The 19,798-nt window shown below is 38.8% G+C and carries 20 protein-coding genes; 11 read left to right on the top strand and 9 right to left on the bottom strand.

What is annotated here, in order from left to right:
* Nucleotides 1–3 precede the first annotated feature (3 nt).
* From ACOKFD_RS10740 to ACOKFD_RS10730, 3 genes are all read right to left on the bottom strand, one after another.
* Entirely contained in the window at nt 4–423 is a 420-nt protein-coding gene (locus tag ACOKFD_RS10740) for a hypothetical protein (protein ID WP_422857929.1), read from the bottom strand.
* Between the two features lie 69 nt (nt 424–492).
* Entirely contained in the window at nt 493–1,512 is a 1,020-nt protein-coding gene (locus tag ACOKFD_RS10735) for a transporter (RefSeq protein ID WP_422857928.1), read from the bottom strand.
* A gap of 98 nt (nt 1,513–1,610) precedes the next feature.
* Entirely contained in the window at nt 1,611–1,985 is a 375-nt protein-coding gene (locus tag ACOKFD_RS10730) for a hypothetical protein (protein ID WP_422857927.1), read from the bottom strand.
* A gap of 88 nt (nt 1,986–2,073) precedes the next feature.
* On the opposite strand from ACOKFD_RS10730, the gene ACOKFD_RS10725 reads away from it, so the two are divergent.
* On the top strand, nt 2,074–2,958 hold the full coding sequence (locus tag ACOKFD_RS10725; RefSeq protein ID WP_422857926.1) for a DMT family transporter: 885 nt from the start codon (nt 2,074–2,076) through the stop codon (nt 2,956–2,958).
* A 29-nt stretch (nt 2,959–2,987) separates the two neighbouring features.
* Here ACOKFD_RS10725 and ACOKFD_RS10720 read toward each other — a convergent pair whose 3' ends face one another.
* Both ACOKFD_RS10720 and ACOKFD_RS10715 read right to left on the bottom strand, forming a co-directional pair.
* Nucleotides 2,988–5,057, bottom strand: coding sequence for a M16 family metallopeptidase (locus ACOKFD_RS10720; protein WP_422857925.1), 2,070 nt, complete (start codon nt 5,055–5,057; stop codon nt 2,988–2,990).
* Nucleotides 5,058–5,067: 10 nt separating this feature from the next.
* Nucleotides 5,068–6,390, bottom strand: a complete 1,323-nt coding sequence (locus ACOKFD_RS10715; RefSeq protein WP_422857924.1) for a M16 family metallopeptidase — start codon at nt 6,388–6,390, stop codon at nt 5,068–5,070.
* A 180-nt stretch (nt 6,391–6,570) separates the two neighbouring features.
* On the opposite strand from ACOKFD_RS10715, the gene ACOKFD_RS10710 reads away from it, so the two are divergent.
* The 3 genes from ACOKFD_RS10710 (at nt 6,571) to rpmA (ending at nt 7,945) form a co-directional block, all read left to right on the top strand.
* A complete protein-coding gene (locus ACOKFD_RS10710) occupies nt 6,571–7,017 on the top strand; it encodes a DUF4199 domain-containing protein (protein WP_298996736.1) in 447 nt (148 codons plus the stop codon).
* 98 nt (nt 7,018–7,115) lie between these two features.
* Nucleotides 7,116–7,658 (top strand): 50S ribosomal protein L21, encoded by a 543-nt coding sequence (rplU, locus tag ACOKFD_RS10705; protein WP_422857923.1) that lies wholly within the window; start codon nt 7,116–7,118, stop codon nt 7,656–7,658.
* 26 nt (nt 7,659–7,684) lie between these two features.
* Nucleotides 7,685–7,945, top strand: a complete 261-nt coding sequence (gene rpmA, locus ACOKFD_RS10700) for a 50S ribosomal protein L27 (RefSeq protein ID WP_298996741.1) — start codon at nt 7,685–7,687, stop codon at nt 7,943–7,945.
* A gap of 53 nt (nt 7,946–7,998) precedes the next feature.
* On the opposite strand, the gene ACOKFD_RS10695 is transcribed toward rpmA, so the two are convergent.
* Entirely contained in the window at nt 7,999–8,535 is a 537-nt protein-coding gene (locus ACOKFD_RS10695; RefSeq protein WP_422857922.1) for a DUF1569 domain-containing protein, read from the bottom strand.
* Nucleotides 8,536–8,696: 161 nt separating this feature from the next.
* The gene (locus ACOKFD_RS10690; RefSeq protein ID WP_422857921.1) at nt 8,697–11,081 is read right to left on the bottom strand and encodes a TonB-dependent receptor; all 2,385 of its coding nucleotides are present in this window, start codon (nt 11,079–11,081) and stop codon (nt 8,697–8,699) included.
* Between the two features lie 235 nt (nt 11,082–11,316).
* Between ACOKFD_RS10690 and ACOKFD_RS10685 the strand changes: the two genes are divergently transcribed.
* Together ACOKFD_RS10685 and ACOKFD_RS10680 are read left to right on the top strand one after the other, a co-directional pair.
* On the top strand, nt 11,317–12,402 hold the full coding sequence (locus ACOKFD_RS10685; protein WP_422857920.1) for a sensor histidine kinase: 1,086 nt from the start codon (nt 11,317–11,319) through the stop codon (nt 12,400–12,402).
* Nucleotides 12,402–13,157: a LytR/AlgR family response regulator transcription factor gene (locus ACOKFD_RS10680; RefSeq protein WP_422857919.1), complete on the top strand. Its 756-nt coding sequence runs from the start codon at nt 12,402–12,404 to the stop codon at nt 13,155–13,157. The genes ACOKFD_RS10685 and ACOKFD_RS10680 overlap by 1 nt, the downstream gene beginning before the upstream one ends.
* Nucleotides 13,158–13,195: 38 nt before the next feature.
* On the opposite strand, the gene ACOKFD_RS10675 is transcribed toward ACOKFD_RS10680, so the two are convergent.
* Both ACOKFD_RS10675 and ahcY read right to left on the bottom strand, forming a co-directional pair.
* Nucleotides 13,196–14,299: an SDR family oxidoreductase gene (locus ACOKFD_RS10675; protein ID WP_422857918.1), complete on the bottom strand. Its 1,104-nt coding sequence runs from the start codon at nt 14,297–14,299 to the stop codon at nt 13,196–13,198.
* A gap of 85 nt (nt 14,300–14,384) precedes the next feature.
* Entirely contained in the window at nt 14,385–15,701 is a 1,317-nt protein-coding gene (gene ahcY, locus ACOKFD_RS10670) for an adenosylhomocysteinase (RefSeq protein WP_422857917.1), read from the bottom strand.
* Between the two features lie 74 nt (nt 15,702–15,775).
* Here ahcY and ACOKFD_RS10665 point away from each other — a divergent pair, with 74 nt between their 5' ends.
* The 5 genes from ACOKFD_RS10665 to ACOKFD_RS10645 are packed head-to-tail and all read left to right on the top strand — an operon-like array spanning nt 15,776 to nt 19,397.
* Nucleotides 15,776–16,411: a 4'-phosphopantetheinyl transferase family protein gene (locus ACOKFD_RS10665; protein WP_422857916.1), complete on the top strand. Its 636-nt coding sequence runs from the start codon at nt 15,776–15,778 to the stop codon at nt 16,409–16,411.
* Between the two features lie 50 nt (nt 16,412–16,461).
* The gene (locus ACOKFD_RS10660) at nt 16,462–16,722 is read left to right on the top strand and encodes a hypothetical protein (RefSeq protein WP_422857915.1); all 261 of its coding nucleotides are present in this window, start codon (nt 16,462–16,464) and stop codon (nt 16,720–16,722) included.
* A complete protein-coding gene (gene pnuC, locus ACOKFD_RS10655) occupies nt 16,706–17,344 on the top strand; it encodes a nicotinamide riboside transporter PnuC (RefSeq protein WP_422857914.1) in 639 nt (212 codons plus the stop codon). The genes ACOKFD_RS10660 and pnuC overlap by 17 nt, the downstream gene beginning before the upstream one ends.
* Nucleotides 17,299–17,862: an ATP-binding protein gene (locus tag ACOKFD_RS10650; RefSeq protein ID WP_298996764.1), complete on the top strand. Its 564-nt coding sequence runs from the start codon at nt 17,299–17,301 to the stop codon at nt 17,860–17,862. Before pnuC ends, ACOKFD_RS10650 begins: the two co-directional genes overlap by 46 nt.
* Nucleotides 17,859–19,397 (top strand): DUF4301 family protein, encoded by a 1,539-nt coding sequence (locus tag ACOKFD_RS10645; RefSeq protein ID WP_422857913.1) that lies wholly within the window; start codon nt 17,859–17,861, stop codon nt 19,395–19,397. The genes ACOKFD_RS10650 and ACOKFD_RS10645 overlap by 4 nt, the downstream gene beginning before the upstream one ends.
* The last annotated feature ends 401 nt before the right edge of the window (nt 19,398–19,798 follow it).

Below are 19,798 nucleotides of genomic sequence, written 5' to 3'. Positions count from 1 at the left end.
GTGTTATTGTGCTAAAAGAGATTCCGCTTTTTCAATGCTGGAATTGATTTGCTCCTTAAGTACCTTCACTTTTTCTTCTTCCTCATCCAACCATTGCTGTTTTTGCTCGGTCAGCGCCTTTCCTTCCAAAATCTCATCGGAATCAAAGCGGTTACCAAAATTCATCATCCAGTCCATCATGGCTTTATTGGCATCTTGAAGGTCTTTCATAGCAACTTCATATTGTTGGCCAACCTCTGTAGTATCGACTTTGCTTTTAAGCTCTCCCACCAATTTCCCCAATTTTCCCATTTTGGGCATTACTTCATCATGAATGGCCATAACCTGTTCCATTTGGGTAGGTCCTTCGGGGGCCCTTTTTTGTTCTTTACAGGAAAGGAAAATAAATGAAAAAGCAAATATAATTTTAATAGATGTCTTCATTGTTTTCTGTTTTTTCAAAAGTAAGATATATTCCCGTGGGACATTTGTATTGCCCCACAGGATTTATGTTTAAAATGCATACTGGGTTCCCAAGGTAAAGGTCTCTCTTGTTCTTAACTGAATTCCATTTACATCTTGGTACAATGGTGATGCAAATTCGAATCCGAACCTTAAGTTTTTCAATCCTCCTTTAGGAACATATATATTAAAACCAAGACCTCCATTCAAGAAGTTACCCCCCGTATTGGCAGTATCCGCCGTAATGACCATCATGGGGTTCAAATTTGGGTCAGCACCATCAATTTCGCCCACGACTAGTGCCTCAAGTCGTGTTGAAAAACTCAACCAATCTGTAGCTTTTAAGGCAAACCAGCCATTCAAACTCTGTCGATTCCCGTATCGGAATTCCCGGTCATTTTCACCGAATCGCAAGATGGCCCTAAGTTGACCACCCCATGAAATTTTATCAGCTTGCCCCAAATAGGTTACTGCTAGGTTGGCATCAAAGGTGCCACTTCCAATTTGCATAGGATAGGGCAGTTCTGTTTCATTCGGTGCCGAAGCTGGGGTCACGTCGCTTTCAGTTATGCTTCCCGTTGGAATGGATATACCTATTTGTCCGTGTATGGTCTGCTTTTTTTTATTGAAAAAACGATACAGACCAGAAATTTGGATGTCACCAAAACCACTAGCTTCTGTAGTGAAAGTTCCTCCCATACGGGTAATGTGGTCCATTTCCATGGATAAATAGTTGAACATGGCCATTATGGTGATTTTATCGCTTGGTGCGAACATGGCGCCAACCATATGCATGTTCATTGGCATTTCGATTGGTGTTACCATGTAGTTTTGGAGTGCATCATCAAAAGAAGCATCATCACTTCCTTGTTTTAGGTCTTCCATGTTCATGTACATAAATCTGTAGGAGAACATCCATTCTCCCTTACCGTGCATATGGTCACCCATTACAGGAATAGGGGCATGTCCGTCAGGCCTTCCAGCAGACCATTTCTGCAAATCTGTAGCAGTCTCTTGTGCATAAAATAGTAGTGTTGCCAACATAAAGATGGCAGATATAAGGTGTTTCATTTGTTTTATTTTATAGTAGAATATGATGTATTGGCACATCACCAAAAAGATTTAGTTCCCTTTGGCAACATGGTGATTGATGAATAACCGGCTGTTAATTAAGAAATGATACTAGGTGGATGAAAACTACCAGAAGTAAAGAGAAAAGAGTAAGGGTTAAAGTAGATAAAGACCCTACTATTTGAAAATAGGCAGTTTTGGGGTGGGGAAACTTTTTGAAGGTTCACAAAACCAATGGGGTATTCTTCCAACACTATTTTAGGAAGGTTTTGTTTTTTATCTTCGTTTTGTTCGTTGAGCATCTGCATCAAGTAACACTTTCCGTTACATTGAAGTTCTTTCCTGTCCTTGTTGATACACAAAAACTCGGCTATATAGTCCTCATAGATAATGTACTCCATAAGAGGAAGCACCGGCCTTGTCATGGCGACGAAATAAAGCAGTACGAAACCAAATACGATGTAATTCCTCAACCGAAATAAAATTTGAATTACAAAAATAAGCCACCGAGCCACATAATCTCTTAAATATCGTGCACTTTTGCACTTTTAAATTTCTTCAGTGAGGTTACAAAACAGGAAATGGTTCTATCTTTTCGTTCTTTCGGTTATTTGGGGGACATCGTATATTCTGATTAAAAAGGGCCTAGAAGGGTTCAATCCTGTTCAATTGGGAGCAGTAAGGATTGTTTTGGCTGCATTGTTTTTGTTTGTTATCGGGTTCAAGTCACTTCGCACCATCAACAAAAAAGAATGGCCTTGGGTAGCCTTATCTGGTTTTGTAGGAAGTTTTATCCCCATGTTTTTGTTTGCATTTGCCCAAACAGAGATTGATAGTGCCATAGCATCTATTCTGAATTCGCTAGTACCTCTTTTTACCTTGTTCATCGGGTTCTTTGCCTTTGGAATTACCTTTGGGCGGAATCAATTGGTAGGCGTGATTGTTGGACTTGTCGGAGCAATATGTTTGGTTGTTTTCGGAAGCCAAATCAATCCGAGCCAAAACTATTGGTATGCGGGATTCGTAGTTCTGGCAACGATTTGCTATGCATCGAATGCGAATATTATTAAGAGTAAACTTCAAAATGTATCTGCCATGGGAATTGCTGTGGGTAATTTTTCCGCAATTATTGTACCTGCACTTTTGATTCTTCCCTTTTCCGGGTTTTTCTCTCAGGAAGTTACAACTGGTAAGTACTTTTGGAGCTCATTGGGATATATCGTTATCCTTTGCATTATGAGCACCTGTGTGGCTAAGGTTATGTTCAACAGGCTTGTTCAGATATCCTCTGCGGTTTTTTCGGTTTCGGTAACCTATCTTATCCCTGTGGTAGGGATTTTTTGGGGAATCTTGGATGGAGAAGAATTTGAATTTCAACAATTGTTGGCTGCGGCAATTATTTTGTTGGGGGTTTACTTGGTAAACAAAAAAAAGACGTCCAAATAGACGCCTTTTTGTTTGTTTGACATTGTATTTTATTCGAAATCGGCTGGAGTAACACCTTCGTTTACCTTTATTTCCTTAACTATGAAATCAAAAGTCTGTGGTCCTGCAGATTGCGATAATTTAAATGGGAACTGAATTCCGGAGACTTCCTTGTATTCTGAAAGTATTAACGTCTTGCTAATTTGTTGCCCTTGTACCTCCTGTATTTCCATTTCCTGAAGTTTTAATCCAGTTTCGACGTCGTAAAAAGCGGATTTATTCTCGGTGATTTTTAGTTTATACGCTTTTTTGTCGCCGACAGTTTCCACTCCTTCAAGACTGATATCTCCGGCAACCAGATAATTCAATTCTGGGAAGGCAGCTGACTCTTCCTTAATCTTTTTGATTTCCTCATCGGATAAATCTTTGCGTTGACCCTGTGCCACCATGTATCCTTTGTCACCATCTAGCACCTGTTTTTGCATGGAGTTACCGGCGACTTTTATATTCTGCATGAACTGGTCTTTAGAGGTTTTCTTCAATTCCAGCTCTAAAGTCATACCTTGCATTTGGGCTTCGGCAAACATGGCATAGGATTGTACACCTTCCAGTTTTTCCTTGCCTCCTATTGCAGAAATGTAATTCAGCAAAATGGACTCAGCGGTAATTCCTTCAGGAATCGAGGCATTGTAATCCGGCTTTTCCGTTTTGTTTGCAAACTTGTCGTAGTAGAGTACGGGTACTTTTTTCCCATTGAATTCAACTTTTTCCAGATTTTCAATTATATCACTTCCTTTGCCGGCAACAACAACCCTCGCATTATCTATCGAAAAGAATTTTTGGGCTGCTTTTTGAACATCCTCAACGGAAACAGCATTGATCCGTTCCAAATAGGTTTCGTAGAAATTATCTGGAAGGCCTTCTTTCTCAATGTTCAATGCATAGTTCGCCACGGTTTCCGGTTGTTCCAGAGCCATTACAAAACGACCTGAATATTTGGCTTTGGTATTCTCCAGCTCTTTTTCGGACACAGGTTCTTTCATTATTTTATCAATCTCTTTTAATATCTCAACCACAGAACTGTCAGTAACCTGATTTCTCACCTGGGCAAAAGCATTAAATCGAGTAGGACCAAATCTATTGGTTCTAATACCAGAGTATGAACCATAGGTGTATCCTTTGTCCTCTCTGAGGTTCAAGAACAATCTCCCTTCTCCGCCACCACCAAGTATCTGGTTGGCAATTAAGGCTGGGAGATAATCTTCATCTTTCATTTGAAGCTCAACCAGGTTTTGTACTGATACTTCAGATTGAACTGCATTGGGGACATCAACGAAGTTAATCTGTGTATATTGAGCATCCTGAGGTTTGGAATAGCTCAAGGAAGGTGGTGTGGCTTTTGTCCATGGGGTAAATGCTTCAGTAATTAATTCCTTTGCCTCTTCAAACTGAACATCACCTATCACAACTAAATAGGCATTGGCCGGAACAAAATTCTTCCTGTAAAACTGTTGCACGTCGGCCAGGGTGACATTGTTCACTGTTTCCTCGGTAAGAAACTCCCCGTTAGGATTGTTTTTACCGTATCCCAAAGCCAACTGTACTCTTCCCGAAATAGCGGAAACATCCTTTTCCTGTGTTTTTAGACCGGTTAGAAGAATATTCTTTTCCTTGTCAAATTCCTCTTGGATAAAGTTTGGGTTCAAAGCCATATCCGCCATCAATTCCAAGATTCTTGGAAAATATTTAGAGAGACTACTTGCAAAAGCACCCTGGGCCCCAATGTTCACAGTAGCACCCAAAAAGTCCACTTCCTCATTAAAATCGTCTTTGGACATATTGGTGGAACCTTGTCCCAACAGTGAGCCTGTCAAGCTTTGAACGCCTGCCTTACCACCTTCAAGTACCGGAGGATTATCAATTTCAAGCTGAATTCGTACTCGTGGTAATTTGTGATTTTCAACCACCATTACCTTTAAACCGTTCATTAGCTCAAAAGAATTTGGCTTGTCCAAATTTATCTTGGGAGCTGGTCCAGGTTCTGGTTGCTTACTCCTATCAATCTGTGCATTGAGTCCAAATGCGAAGAGGATAAAAAGTATTGAAATATAATTTTTCATTGTTTTCATCTTAATTTTCCGTTTTGTCTCCTGGTAAATAGTTAATGATTACGCTTTGGTTTGGCTTTAAGTACTTACTCGCCACCTCTTTGATTTCTTCCCGGGTTACGGAACGATAGATGTCAATTTCCTTATTAATCAAGTCGGTGTCGTCATAGAGCAAATGGTATCGAGCCAATGAGTTGGCAATACCTTCCACACCAGAGTTGGCATTCACAAAATCATTCTCGAACTTGTTTTGTAGTTTTTGATAGTCTCTTTCAGAAATTAGCTCGTTCCGCACCTTTGCCACTTCTTCTTCCATTTCTGTTTGAAGTACCTCTAAACCAGTTTCACCAACGGGAAGGGCAAATACTAAGTACATACCGTAATCTTCTTGACCAATATTGAAAGCTCCTACTTGTAGAGCTTGCTTTTGGTCGTCCACCATTTTCTTATACAACTTGGAACTCCTTCCATCACTTAAATAGGTTGAAATCATATCAAGAACATAAGCATCTCTTTCTCTGAAACCAGGAGTTCTATAGGCTAGACCTATGGCAGGTATTTGGATATTGGCATCGTATGCTGTGGCAATCTTTTGTTCTGTTATCGGTTTTTCCTTTGGATAGTTGCGAACAATATCGGCTCCCCTAGGAACAGGGCCAAAATAATCCTCAATCATTTTTTTGGTTTCTTCTATCTGAAAATCCCCTGCTACGACCAAGACTGCATTGTTAGGTACATAATACTTTTTATTGTAGGCCCTCACATCCTCCAAAGTGGCTGCATCAATATCCTTCATGTAGCCTATGTTTGGGTCTTTGTACGGGTGAACGTCAAAAAGATTTTTTCCCAACACAGCTAAAAATTGGCCGTAAGGACGGTTATCATACGTTGAACGCTTTTCTTCTTTTACTACTTCTTGTTGGGTATCTACGCCTATTTGGTCGATTACGGGATGTAACATTCTTTCGGATTCCATCCACAATCCAAGTTGCAAGTTATTGGACGGAAACACTTCGTAGTAATAGGTTCTGTCCTGCGAAGTATTTGCATTATTGATCCCTCCATTTGAGGACACAATTTCAAACCATTTGCCCCTTTCTATGTTTTCAGTACCCTCGAAAAGAAGGTGTTCAAAAAAGTGGGCAAAACCAGTTCGTCCTTCTGTTCTATCCTTACCACCAACATGGTACATAACTGATGTGGTTACTACCGGAGCCCCATTTTCCTGATGTAGAATCACATGAAGCCCATTGGGTAAATCGTACTCCTCAAAAGAAACTTCTTGCGCAATTGCAAAGTTTCCCAATCCAAGCATAAGAAGACCCAAAAAAAGTATTCTTTTCATTTTTAAAATTTAAGAGTTAACGTGTCATGGAGGGTTAGACACAGAATTACATTGCCTGTTACACGAATATAGTGTTAAATCATAAAGATTTTGAGTTCGATTCTACCTAGTTTCCAAGAGATATGTGGCTTAATTCCCAAACATTCAGTAAATTATATACCTATCCTAAAAAACATCAACATGAAAAATTTGACCTTGCCCATTCGTTTTGGTATAGTCACTAGTGGCATACTGATGGCTTATTTCTTGATTCTATCCCTCTTAGGAAAACATACAAATGTTTTTTTTAGCTTGTTCAATGGTGTAATTACGGGGTTTGGTATTTATGAAACCATTAAATATACAAAGCTACGTATGGGCAAAGACTTCAACTATGGAAAAGGATTTACTGCAGGAATTACCATGGGATTCGTAGCTACGCTATTGTTTACCATTTTCTTCGCATTTTATTCCACGGAATTGAACGCTGAGTTTTTAAACGACCTTTCCAAAGCTTGGTCAAAGGACTATTCAAATTTTCAAGGAATTGTATTTTTTACTGTTGCTATCATGGGGTTTGCTACAACCTTGGTTTTGACGCTTTCTTTTATGCAGTTGTTCAAATCATCCAACAACCCCAAAAAATGAGCATAATTGTGGCAAATAATCCTTGTAGATTAAGGATTTAGGAGTATATTTGCACCCGCTAAATCCAATTTAGCCTAATAAACTCTAATAAACGCATTATGTACGCAATTGTAGAAATGGCAGGGCAGCAATTCAAAGTTGCAAAAGACCAGAAAGTGTACGTCCACCGTTTGCAAACAGAAGAAGGTAAAAAAGTAACTTTTGATAAAGTTCTTCTTTTGGATGACGACGGGAACGTTACTGTAGGCGCCCCAGTCATAGATGGTGCAGCTGTTGAAGCTAAAGTTGTAAAGCACCTGAAAGGTGATAAGGTTATCGTCTTTAAAAAGAAAAGAAGAAAAGGGTACCGCAAAAAGAACGGTCACAGACAATCTTTGACTGAGATTGTAATTGAAGGTATTGTGGCTAAAGGAGCTAAAAAAGCTGCTCCTGCGAAGGCGAAAGCTGAAAAGCCTGTTGAGAAAAAAGAGGCTGCTCCAAAGAAAGCCGCTGCTCCTAAAAAAGAAGCACCTAAGGCTAAAGCAACAGAAGACTTATCTTCCAAAACAGTAGCTGAGTTGAAGGAAATGGCAAAAGCCAAGGAAATCAGCGGATATTCATCAATGAAGAAAGCAGAGCTTATTGAAGCTTTGAGTAAATAAAAAGTAAGAACTAAAAAAGAAACATCATGGCACATAAAAAAGGTGTAGGTAGTTCAAAAAACGGTAGAGAATCAGAATCGAAACGCTTAGGGGTTAAGATTTTTGGAGGCCAAGCTGCTATTGCTGGCAATATTATTGTTAGACAAAGAGGTACCAAACACAATCCAGGAGATAATGTTTATGCTGGTAAAGACCATACCTTGCATGCCAGAATAGATGGTATTGTTCGTTTTGATAAGAAAGCTGGAGGCAAATCTTTTGTTTCCGTTGATCCTTTCGAAGCTTAAAAAGCATTTACAAGATAAAAAAGCCCGCTATTTAGCGGGCTTTTTTATTGCTTCTACTTCAAAATATCTTCAATTATTTTTAGGTGATGCCCTGTATGTATCTTTAAAAATCGTTTGGTTTGCCCTTTGTTTATTACATCAAAATAGGGATGCTCAAAATGCACATTTTCATGTAAACTTTCAATCTTTTTAAGGTTTCCCTTGGCTTCTTCCAGCTGTGCATAAAGGTCTTCCGTTTGTATTTCTTCAGGGGGGCGTACCAATTTTGGTGCCTTTGCAACCCCTCTAGGAAAATCGCCCCAAGCAAAAATCAGAATTCGGGTAAAGTTCAAATTTGACTTGAACTTTTCTGGATGTGAGTTTTCCAAAGCTTCACAAATTCGATTAATGGTCTTTAACGAATGATCAAGGTGCCATGCCACATCTGCTTTGGACACCTTTGGTTTACTCCTATCTCTTTCAAGAATATAAGACTCAAGCAGTCCTATTTGACCATCCATAAAAGCACTACTGTTTTCCGTGTTTCTTGCCAAAGCTATTCCCAATAAAATGAAAGCTAAAGCTAGCAAAATAATGATTATTCTTTTCATGGATCTACGCGGTTTTCCATCCCCACCAAACAAACGAGGTGCGAATGTGGTTTCTTCTGTAAATTCTTATAACTGGTAAATGTTCTTTCCCCTTTTTTTGATGCTTTTTTACCTCCGACTTCATGATTCTCGCTTTTTGATGACTGATTTATATGAGACGTTTAAAATTGAAATTTGTAACCAAAATCAGGAAAGAATCCTATCTGGTCAACTTGGTCCACATTGTTTGTAAGCCTGTTGTATCGTGTTGCAAAAACATTTTCATTGGCGGTAACGTTTTGTAAATCGACATAAAATCTGTGAGATTGTTTTTTACTTCTACTATTGATTTTAACGCCAAACTTGACATCCCACCTGAAGTAACCGTCTTGCTGTTCGTTAAAGGCCAAGTCTTCTCGTAACACTTCAAATCCCGCTTCCCTGGAAACTTCAAGGTCTACAGGCGTGAAGAAGCGCCCACCAGCGAATGATAGTCTAGAGTCCACAAAAAGAATCTTACTTTTATTGGTCCCCATTGGGAATTCTTTTCCGGCTAGGGCATTAATAACATAACCATTATTAAATGGGGTATCTCTTTCAATGCCATCACTGCCCTCATACCTACTTTCATAAAAAGAACCCGTTAAAAGCCCATAGTAGTTTTGACTGAAAAACTTCTCCAAGGTAAATTCAACACCTCGGTTAAAGCCAGTTCCTTCGTTCACAAGAGAAACCCTGTCATTGGAAAATCCGAAATCTGCACCTTCTGTAAGTGAGGAATAGCTAGATGGAAAAGATTCTACGGCTGCATTGTCTATATCTTGATTGTAGACCTCTATTTTTCCTCTCCAGTCATTGCTCAATTTTACATCATACCCTAACACGTAGTGGTTGCTTCTTACAAAATCCAAATCTCTATTAGTTTGAACCAAATTGCCATTTACTTCTTCATTTAGAAACAAAAGCGGGAAAGGAACATTCTGATGATGGAGCCCATATCCAAAATTTATTTTGTGATTCGGTGCTATTTGAAAGTTCAAAGCGGCCCGAGGTTCAAGTACAAATTGCTCGTTTAAGCTTGCGTATTGGGCATGCAATCCCGCGTCCAAGGTCAGTTTTTCGGTCAATCTAAACTGGCTTTGCACATAAGGTTGAATTATCGAAAAAGATTCATCAACATCCAGAAAAGTGAATAAATCCGGGTCACCATCACCATCATTGTCCGGCTGTTCATTTCTATCACTATTGGTCAACTCTACATTGAAATTCTCTAGAAGCACACCGGTTCTTAAGGTGCCTCTATTGCTTAGTTTTGTGTTGAACAGCGTAGAGAAAGAAAGCCTTGTTTCGGAATTATCGGCCTCTGTAAAAAGTAGTATTCTTTCCTGAGGAGTATCCTTGTTTATGAATCTATCTGCCGTAAATTCATTTCCTGTGAATGAGGTTCCCACCACGGTTCTTAGATACGATTTTTTTCCAATAGGAATTTGGTGTTTTATACCCACTACTCCAAAATTGGAATCGACAAAGGTGTTTTCATCCTCAGCAGCAAATAGGTCATCTTCATCAATATCATCGCCCAAGAACTCTATATTCGATGTACCCAACATCCCAAATAGAGAGACCCGACCCAATTTCCCAGAACCAAAATCGATATTGTACGTTAAATCGCTATAGTTTGGGGTGGCAGCGGTACCACCTGCACCGGTTCCCAACAAATCGATTAGCGAATATCGTGCTGCGATTAGGAAAGAACCGTTCTTTTTTCCCAAAGGGCCTTCCGCATTGACTTCAACTCCAGTGAAAATTCCCACTTGTCCAGAAAACTCATAGTCGTCCACATTTCCTTTTCTTAGACCTAAGTCAAAAACACCTCCTAGAGCATTACCATATTCCGATGCAAACGCCGAGGTTAAAAAATCCGAATTCTTCAATGTATTGGGGTTAACTGCGGATACCGGACCTCCCGTGGTACCTACTGTGGAGAAATGATTCGGATTTGGTACCGGGATTCCTTCCACCCTCCATAACAATCCTGTTGGAGAGTTGCCACGAACCACGATGTCATTTCGGCTATCATCAGGCGTTGAAACCCCAGCAAAATTTGCTGCCAAACGCCCTACATCACTTCGTCCCCCGGAAAAACGGGTTACTTCCTCTACGCCAAATTGCCTTGCAGATACTGTAGCCAACTTATTATTCGCCCTATCCTTATTGGTGTTTGAGGTTAGTACAACTTCGTCCAACTGATTGAATGACTCTAACAAAGAAACCGAAAGAAAAACATCCTTTCCTGTGGTCACTTCTATATTGGGCAGTGTTACACTCTCGTACCCAATATAACTCACCCTTATTTTTTGTCTACCTGTTGGTGTGTTTTCAAGAGTGAACCTACCATTTTCATCGCTTATTACTCCTAAGCTTTCCGTCTGGTCCAATAATTCTATGGTCGCCCCGATAAGGGGTATTTCGGACTGTTTATCCAGAACAATACCTTTGATGGTTCCTGTTTGAGCCATTAGTTGTTGGCCAATTAAGAGGGCCAATACAATTCCTAACTTTTTCATGATTTTTAGTTGTTTTCTCCAAAAGTGTATTGGTTTTAGGATCTGAGGAGAACGCTAAAAGATGAATTGTTGATTTTGTACTTGTCTGTAACCTTAAATTGATTGAGTTGATTTTTTTAGCATTTACACATGGAATCACGGTTTAACCTTGTAAATGACGAATCAAACCCTTTTTTCACAATTCAGTCAACAGTGAAAAGGGTGGCCAATAGACTTCTTTATCTTTATGGTTGATATGAAGGATTTTTTTTCAAAAAAGGGTCTCAGAAAATTTTTCTTCCGTTGGATGGTGGTCAATGTCGTTTATCTTTTGATAAAGGCTTCCGTTGATCATGATGGGAAAGGCTTTGGCAGTTTTTTGGAACCCACTCCAATTTTTTATTACTTAACAGCCTTCATGTTTTTCATGATTACTTGGGAGTACAACGACCATCTAGTTTATAAGCAATTAAAATCAGGTGGGCTTAACTTAAAGAATAGTTTGATGATTTTTATCAAAACCATGTTGGTTTTGATTCCATTGACTACCCTGATTTATTATTTGGCACTTTTCCCCTTAAGGGATTTTATGAGAATAGTTTGCGAAGATCCTTCCCTTGAGTTTAGGGCTAATATTTTAAGGGCTTGGCTGTTAGGAACAGCAGTAATCTTTATCAATCTTTTCTATTTTTCAATGAAGCAAAGAGACGAACTTACCAAGCAGATGGATGATTTGAAACGAGAAATGATGGCCTCCCAATACACTACATTAAAGAATCAGATAAGTCCACATTTTTTGTTCAACAGCTTAAACACATTGACTTCGTTAATGTATGAGGATAGAGATTTGGCTTCGGATTTTGTGACCCGTTTAGCCTCCACCTACCGTTATATTCTGGACAATCGGGAGCATGATTTGGTAAGTCTTCAGAAAGAAATCAACTTTTTGGATTCCTATATTTTTATGATGAATGTAAGGCATAAAAAGGCCGTTGAAATATCTATGGACATACAAGTGGAGCCGAAAAAGTATTTCATACCCACCCTAACCTTGCAAATGTTAGTTGAAAATGTGCTAAAGCACAACCAGTACAGCAAAGAAAAACCACTCCATATTTCAATTTCCAATATCCAACAGGATGCATTGGTGATTAAGAACAACCTTCAAAGAAGAGTAAAGCTAGAGGAAACTACAAAAATGGGCCTACAGAATATCAAAAAGAGGTATGCGTACTATTCCAACAAACAGGTCCTTGTTCGGGAAGAGGAAAACTTCTTTGAAGTGATCATACCGCTTTTGGAGAGCAATGTCATGGCAACCAATCTTAAAACCATTTCGTGATGAAGGCCGTTATCGTAGAGGATGAGGAATTTGCGGCAAAACGACTCGGGCAGATGGTCAGGGAGTTGGCTCCGGAGATTTCCATAGTTGCAGAGATAAATTCGGTGGAAAGTGGAGCAAACTGGTTTGATAAGAACCATATCCCAGATTTGATTTTTCTGGATATTCAGCTGAACGATGGGTATGGTTTCGATATTTTGGATGGATTAAATGAATACCCTCCGGTCATTTTTACTACGGCCTATAATGAATTTGCCATACGTGGATTTAAATACAATGGATTGGATTATTTATTGAAACCCATTGTTAAAGAGGATTTGAAGAAGGCGTTGGAAAAATTCAAAAAAAACATAACCAGAAATGGGAATGGAACGTCGGAAAATCTTGAGCATTTAAAACAACTTTTCCATAAAGAATACAAACATCGTTTTATGGTTAAGGTTGGTAACATGTTCAAATCATTCAATGTTGAGGATATTGCATACTTTAAGTCCCATGAAGGGTTGATTCATTTGTACACGCATACTGGAAAATCATACCCTATCGAATATACTATCGATCAATTGGAAAATATTCTGAATCCCATTCATTTTTTTCGTGTCAATAGAAAATTCATGGTATCAGTTAAGGCCGTAACGGAAATACATAGCTATTTTAACAGCCGCTTATTATTGAAAATCCTTCCCAAGGAAGAAGAGCAGGTTGTTGTTTCGAGAGAGCGGACGACTAACTTTAAGCGCTGGCTGGACATGTAATCATTTCCTGTAATTAATAAGCTTTATAAATAGGAAGTTTACCATCTCTGGTTTCTAAAACCATTGCTTTTGGCAAATTCGACCGTAGCTACTAGATAGTCTTCCAAATTGTACTTGGGGATGGGTAAAATACTTTCCAACAATGTGGTGTCCCATTCATATGGTTTTGAAGTCAAATATGGCGTTAGATGAACACCAATGGTCTCATAATAGAATTGTTCCAAGGTACTTTCAAAGTCGGAGGCGGTATCCATAAATTCTTGCGTTAGCCTAAAGTTGTTGAAGTTTACGGTTTCCAGAATCTTGGCAATTCCAATGAATATGTTAGTGCCCTTAGAATTTACAATGTTCAATTGTTTTACATCGGTATCGAATACCTTGGTAATTACCTTGGCTGCATAATCTGTTGGAATGATATTTAATTTACTATCATGATTTGCTTGAATTCGAACAGTTTCGGAAGAAGGGCTTTTATAGAAGAATTTGGCAAATAGATAAAACACCATGTACTTAGAAATAAAAAAGTTGGGATTATCCATAATGTTTCCACCTAGAACACTGGGGCGCAATATTTGAATAGGGATTTTGGTTTCAGTACCGGCCTTTACCAAATATTTTTCTGCGGCATGTTTAGAGGCCTCATAATAGTTGCGATACTCGTTTTGTTCGGTATCTACATAATTATTCTTTAACAGACCATCCAGTTTTCCAATCGAGAAGGCAGTACTTATGTAGACAAATTTCAACAGGTATTCTTTGTAAGCCTTGAAGATATTTTGAGTCAACGTTAGGTTTTCCTTAAAAATTTCTGATTTGCTCTTTGGATCTACGGAAAGGTTAACAAATCCAGCTGAATGTATAAAGTAATGCGCCTTGTTTTCTTTTAAAAAGAAAGCAGGTCGTAATAGGTTTTCTGCATCTATTACTTCAATAATATTCGCTATAGTTTTTCTATTTTCATGGATAAAAGTTGGTGCAGAACCACTATCCAGCATGTTTTCTATTCTAGTTTGAGCAGAAACGTGTTTCTTTCTCCGAACTATCAGATATATTTTTTCCAGAACATGGAACCTACTTTCAAGGAGGGAAAAAAGTATTTGTGAACCTAGTGTTCCTGTTGCTCCGGTTAAAACAATGTTCATCTGGTGGGTATTGTATTAAGAAGTCTAAAATAATAAACCCTCGCAATTGGCGAGGGTTTATTTGTCAATTTTCTAGAATATATGTCTAGTATCTGTAATATTCGGGCTTAAAAGGTCCTTCAACAGTAACACCGATGTATTCTGCTTGGTCTTTTTTAAGTTCCGTAAGCTCAGCACCTAATCTTGATAAATGCAATTTGGCTACTTTTTCATCCAAGTGTTTTGGAAGCATATACACTTCGTTGTGGTACTTATCACTGTTGTTCCAAAGCTCAATTTGAGCTAAGGTCTGATTGGTAAACGAGTTACTCATCACAAAACTTGGGTGTCCAGTAGCACATCCAAGGTTAACCAAACGTCCTTCAGCCAATATAATAATGTCTTTACCATCAACCGTGTATTTATCAACCTGAGGTTTAATCTCGTCCTTGGTGTCACCGTATTCGCCGTTTAGCCAGGCCATGTCTATTTCATTATCAAAGTGTCCAATGTTACACACAATGGCTTTATCCTTTAAGGCCTTGAAATGCTCAGCTCTAATAATGTCCTTGTTTCCTGTGGTGGTAATAACAATATCGGCGTTGCCAACCACAGTTTCCAATCGCTTTACCTCGTAACCGTCCATACATGCTTGAAGCGCACAGATGGGGTCAATTTCAGTAACGGTCACTATAGCACCGGCACCTCTAAAGGATGCTGCCGTTCCTTTTCCAACATCTCCATAACCGGCGACTACAATTCGCTTTCCAGCAAGCATGGTATCCGTAGCTCTTCGAATGGCGTCTACAGCACTTTCTTTACAACCGTACTTATTATCAAATTTAGATTTGGTAACAGAATCGTTAACGTTGATAGCTGGCATAGGAAGTGTGCCATTTTTTACACGCTCGTACAATCTATGGACACCTGTGGTAGTTTCTTCGGAAAGCCCTTTAATGGCCGCAGCTAATTCAGGATATTGGTCCAAAACCATATTGGTCAAATCCCCACCATCGTCAAGAATCATGTTCAATGGTTCTCTTTCCTCACCAAAGAACAAGGTTTGTTCTATACACCAATCAAATTCCTCTTCGGTCATACCTTTCCATGCATAAACAGGGATTCCAGCCGCAGCAATTGCAGCCGCCGCATGATCTTGTGTGGAAAAAATATTACAGGAACTCCATGTTACTTCAGCACCTAACGCAATCAAAGTCTCAATCAAAACTGCGGTTTGAATGGTCATATGCAAACATCCAGCAATACGCGCTCCTTTAAGAGGTTGTTCATCTTTGTACTCTTCTCGCAATGCCATTAATCCAGGCATCTCAGCCTCAGCCAATTCAATTTCTTTTCTACCCCAATCGGCTAACGAAATATCTTTTACCTTGTAGGGAACATAGGGAATTGTCTTTGTGCTCATACTTTTTTGTTACTTTAACTTTTGTAGCTTAGCTATTTAAGGCTGCAAAGATACAAATTACTAAACTCATAATTGTGCCCATTTACAAAAGCATAACAGTTTCTCCAAGTACTACCGCTTACTTGTGGAAGGTAACTGAATCCGAATCCGATTTGGCCCATAATGTTGAATTGACTCCTCATTGTCAACAACGGCTGGATGGTATGAAATCCGAGATGCATCGAAGGGCTTTTTTGAGTATTCGCCATTTACTGGCTGAAGCAGGTTATGTAGATAAAGACCTATATTATTCAGATTTTGGGAAACCTTTTTTAAAGGATGGCAATCATATTTCCATTACCCATTCCAATAATTTTACGGGAATAATCATCAGCAAGAATGAAGAGGTAGGTATAGATATTGAAATGCAACGTGAAAAAATCCTAAGAATCGCCCACAAATTCACACCTATTCATGAGTATAGAACCTTGGCAAATACAGAAGCTGTGATTCGAAAACTCACTATTGTATGGGGTGCCAAAGAATCATTGTATAAAATATATGCCCAACCGGGACTTAGTTTCTTACAGCATATTGATGTTTCGGATTTCCGTTTTGACGATAAGGAAACCAAAGCTAAAATCAGATATCAAGGCCAAAAATCAGAGTACGGCGTTAACTTTTTGGAATTTGAAGGCTTCACCTGCGTTTATGCCCAGCGTGAAGACTAATTTCACCATTCGCTTTTTGTAGTTTTGCAGTTCTAAATTTGATATCACACATGAAAATATCCGTTGAATTGACCCTTACTCCCTTACAGGACAATTTTGAACCGCCTATCATCAACTTTATCCAAAAACTAAGAGTTTCAGACCTTACTGTTTTGGAAAACCCTTTAAGCACACAGGTATACGGAGATTATGATAAGGTCATGGGTTTATTACAAGCAGAAATCAAGGATGCTTTTGCCAACTTGGACCATGTGGTGTTACAAATGAAATTGGTGAAATCTGACCGAAGCACCTATGAGCCCCATTTTTGATTGGCTTTTTGCACAATATCAGGATACTCCTACCCATCTTATAGTTCTTGAGCTAATTGGAGTTTTTTTCGGATTTTTAAGTGTCTGGTTTTCCAAAAGGGAAAATATTCTGGTATATCCTACAGGCATTGTTAGTACTGCCATATTTGTTTACATTCTTTTGGTTTATGGATTGTTGGGCGATATGCTGATTAATGCCTATTATTTCAGCATGAGCATCTATGGTTGGTGGGTATGGACGAGAAAAGTAGATGACGACCATTTTATTCCTATCACCCAAATGAATGGATTAGAAAAAAAATTGGCGACGCTTTTATTTTTTTCGACAATAGTTTTCGTTTTTGGAGTTTATATCATCTTTAAAAAATTTGATTCATGGACGGCTTATGTAGATACTTTGACCACAGCTATCTTTTTTGTGGGAATGTGGTTGATGGCCAAAAAAAAGTTGGAAAACTGGACATTCTGGATTATTGGAGATATCATTTCTGTTCCCTTATATTTATATAAGGGATTGGTGTTCTCCTCTTTTCAATACTTTTTGTTCACCATTATCGCCATTTATGGCTATCGCGCATGGAAGAAAAGCTTGGGCAAGAGCCCTCAGACCTTATTAAAGTAGTCCTGTTTGGACCAGAGTCTACTGGAAAAACTACACTTTCCCAACAATTGGCAGACCATTACCAAACCCTTTGGGTTCCTGAATATGCTCGAGAATATTTGCAGAAAAAATGGGATAGAGAACAAAAAACCTGTGAGCCGAAAGATTTATTGCCCATTGCATACGGACAAATGAAAATGGAGAATGAATTGGCCAAGAAAGCGAATAGAATCCTTGTTTGTGACACAGATTTGTTAGAAACAAAAGTCTACTCTGAAGCCTACTATCTGGGCGATTGTGATCCTGTTCTAGAAAAATATGCACTCAGCAACACCTACGATTTGTATTTACTCACTTATATCGATATTCCATGGGTAAAAGATGATTTGAGGGATAAACCTGATGAACGTGAAAGCATGTTTTTGTATTTCCATGAAACTTTAAAGAAATACGATAGGAATTTCGTTACTTTAAAGGGAGATAAGGAACAACGATTCCAATTGGCAAAACAACATATAGATAAACTGCTTTACCCATGATTGAATTTAGCTCTGAAGATTTAAAACAACTTGCAGCAAAAGGAATCTCGCAAGAGAAAGTATTGAGTCAAATTGAGACGTTCAAAGAAGGGATTCCATTTGTTAAACTTAGCAAAGCCGCAGTAGCTGGGGATGGAATTCTTCGTTTTTCAGAGAAAGAGCAAGAAGATTTGATAGCTTATTTTGAAGATGCTTCTTCTAAATTGAACCTTCTAAAATTTGTCCCTGCATCCGGTGCTGCCTCTCGCATGTTCAAGGCCATGTTCAATTTTTTGGATTCCTACGACGCATCAAATGAATCCTTGTCGGCCTATTTTGATAGAACCGGGGATAAACCGGTACAACAGTTTTTGAATGGTAAGGAAAACTTACCATTTTATGACCTTATTATGAGTCGTATTGCTGGAAAAGCCAAAAATTCAGATGAAGAAGCGTATCTATTTATAAAAGAAATGTTGGTGGAAGACGGATTGAACTATGGATTTTATCCCAAAGGATTGCTCCCATTTCATAAATATGGCTCAGAGTCTGCTACCCCTTTTGAAGAGCATTTGAAGGAGGCTGCTTTTTATGCAAAGGCCGAAGGAAGCGCAAATTTGCATTTTACCATTTCGGTTCAACATAACAATATGTTCAAAGAAGAGCATGCCGAATCGGGACCTAAAGTGTCAAAAACAACAAACACCAATTTTCATGTTTCGTATTCAAACCAGAAGCCCTCAACGGACACAATTGCGGTAGATTTGGATAACAAACCCTTTAAAAAAGAAGATGGTTCCATTTTGTTCAGGCCAGGCGGGCACGGTGCATTAATAGAGAACTTGAATGAGCAAGATGCCAATGTCATATTCATTAAAAATATTGATAATGTTGTAGTGGATGAAAATCTGAATGATGTAGGGAACAGCAAGAAAATGCTGGCGGGAGTTCTGTTGAAAGTTCAATCCAAAGCTTTTGCCTATGCAGCTGATTTGGAAGAAAACAATAGCTCTGAAGAAAAATTAACGGAAATCAAAACATTTTTGGAGAACGAACTCAACGTACGATTTCCTGAAGAGTTCAACACATGGGGTTTTGAGGACAAAATATCTGCAATCAGGAATAAAATCAATAGACCCATTAGAATTTGCGGCATGGTCAAGAACGAGGGTGAACCTGGAGGAGGCCCTTTCTGGATTATGAACCAAGATGGCGGTGTTTCGCTTCAAATTGTAGAATCTGCTCAAATCGATATGTCAGACTCGGAACAAGCTAGAATAGTTCAAAACGCAACACATTTTAATCCTGTGGATATTATTTGTGGAGTAAAAAACCATAAAGGAGAAAAATACGACCTTTTGGAGTTTGTTGACCATAAACAAGGCTTCATTACTGGAAAAACCCAAGCTGGCAAGGAATTGAAAGCGCTTGAACTCCCTGGACTTTGGAATGGGGGAATGGCTTTTTGGAACACCTTGTTTGTTGAGGTTCCCTTGGTTACATTCAACCCTGTTAAAACAGTTAACGATTTGCTCAAACCTAGTCATCAGGCCTAATAAATCTTAAATATTCTTCTTCTCTCCCCTTCTAAGGGGAATTTTTTTGCCTCAAAATGTCAAAAATGTGTTAAAAATCTGACTTTAAGGTGACTTGGGTGAAAAACTGGGGTCTTAATTTATGAAGTAAAGAAATAGATTATGTGGTTAATAGGAATTGCGACTTTTTTGGTTTTAGTGAACGTAGTGTTGTTGGGTTTTCTTTTTTGGGCACACAGAAACCTCAAAAAGCAAATGATATAAATAAACTAGGCGCTAGCGTCTGGTCATTTTGGTTGGTTGATTTGGTTGAAGGCCGCACATGTTGCGGCCTTTTTTTGTGACCGATTTTAAATAGTGGTGTCTAAAATAGCAGATAGGAGAAGATGATACTTTTTAGAACAGTATTTGTAGTAAGCATA

Origin of the sequence: Flagellimonas ulvae (genome assembly GCF_049333175.1) — a bacterium.
Lineage (GTDB): Bacteria > Bacteroidota > Bacteroidia > Flavobacteriales > Flavobacteriaceae > Flagellimonas.
This window is presented reverse-complemented; position numbering and strand designations above follow the sequence as displayed.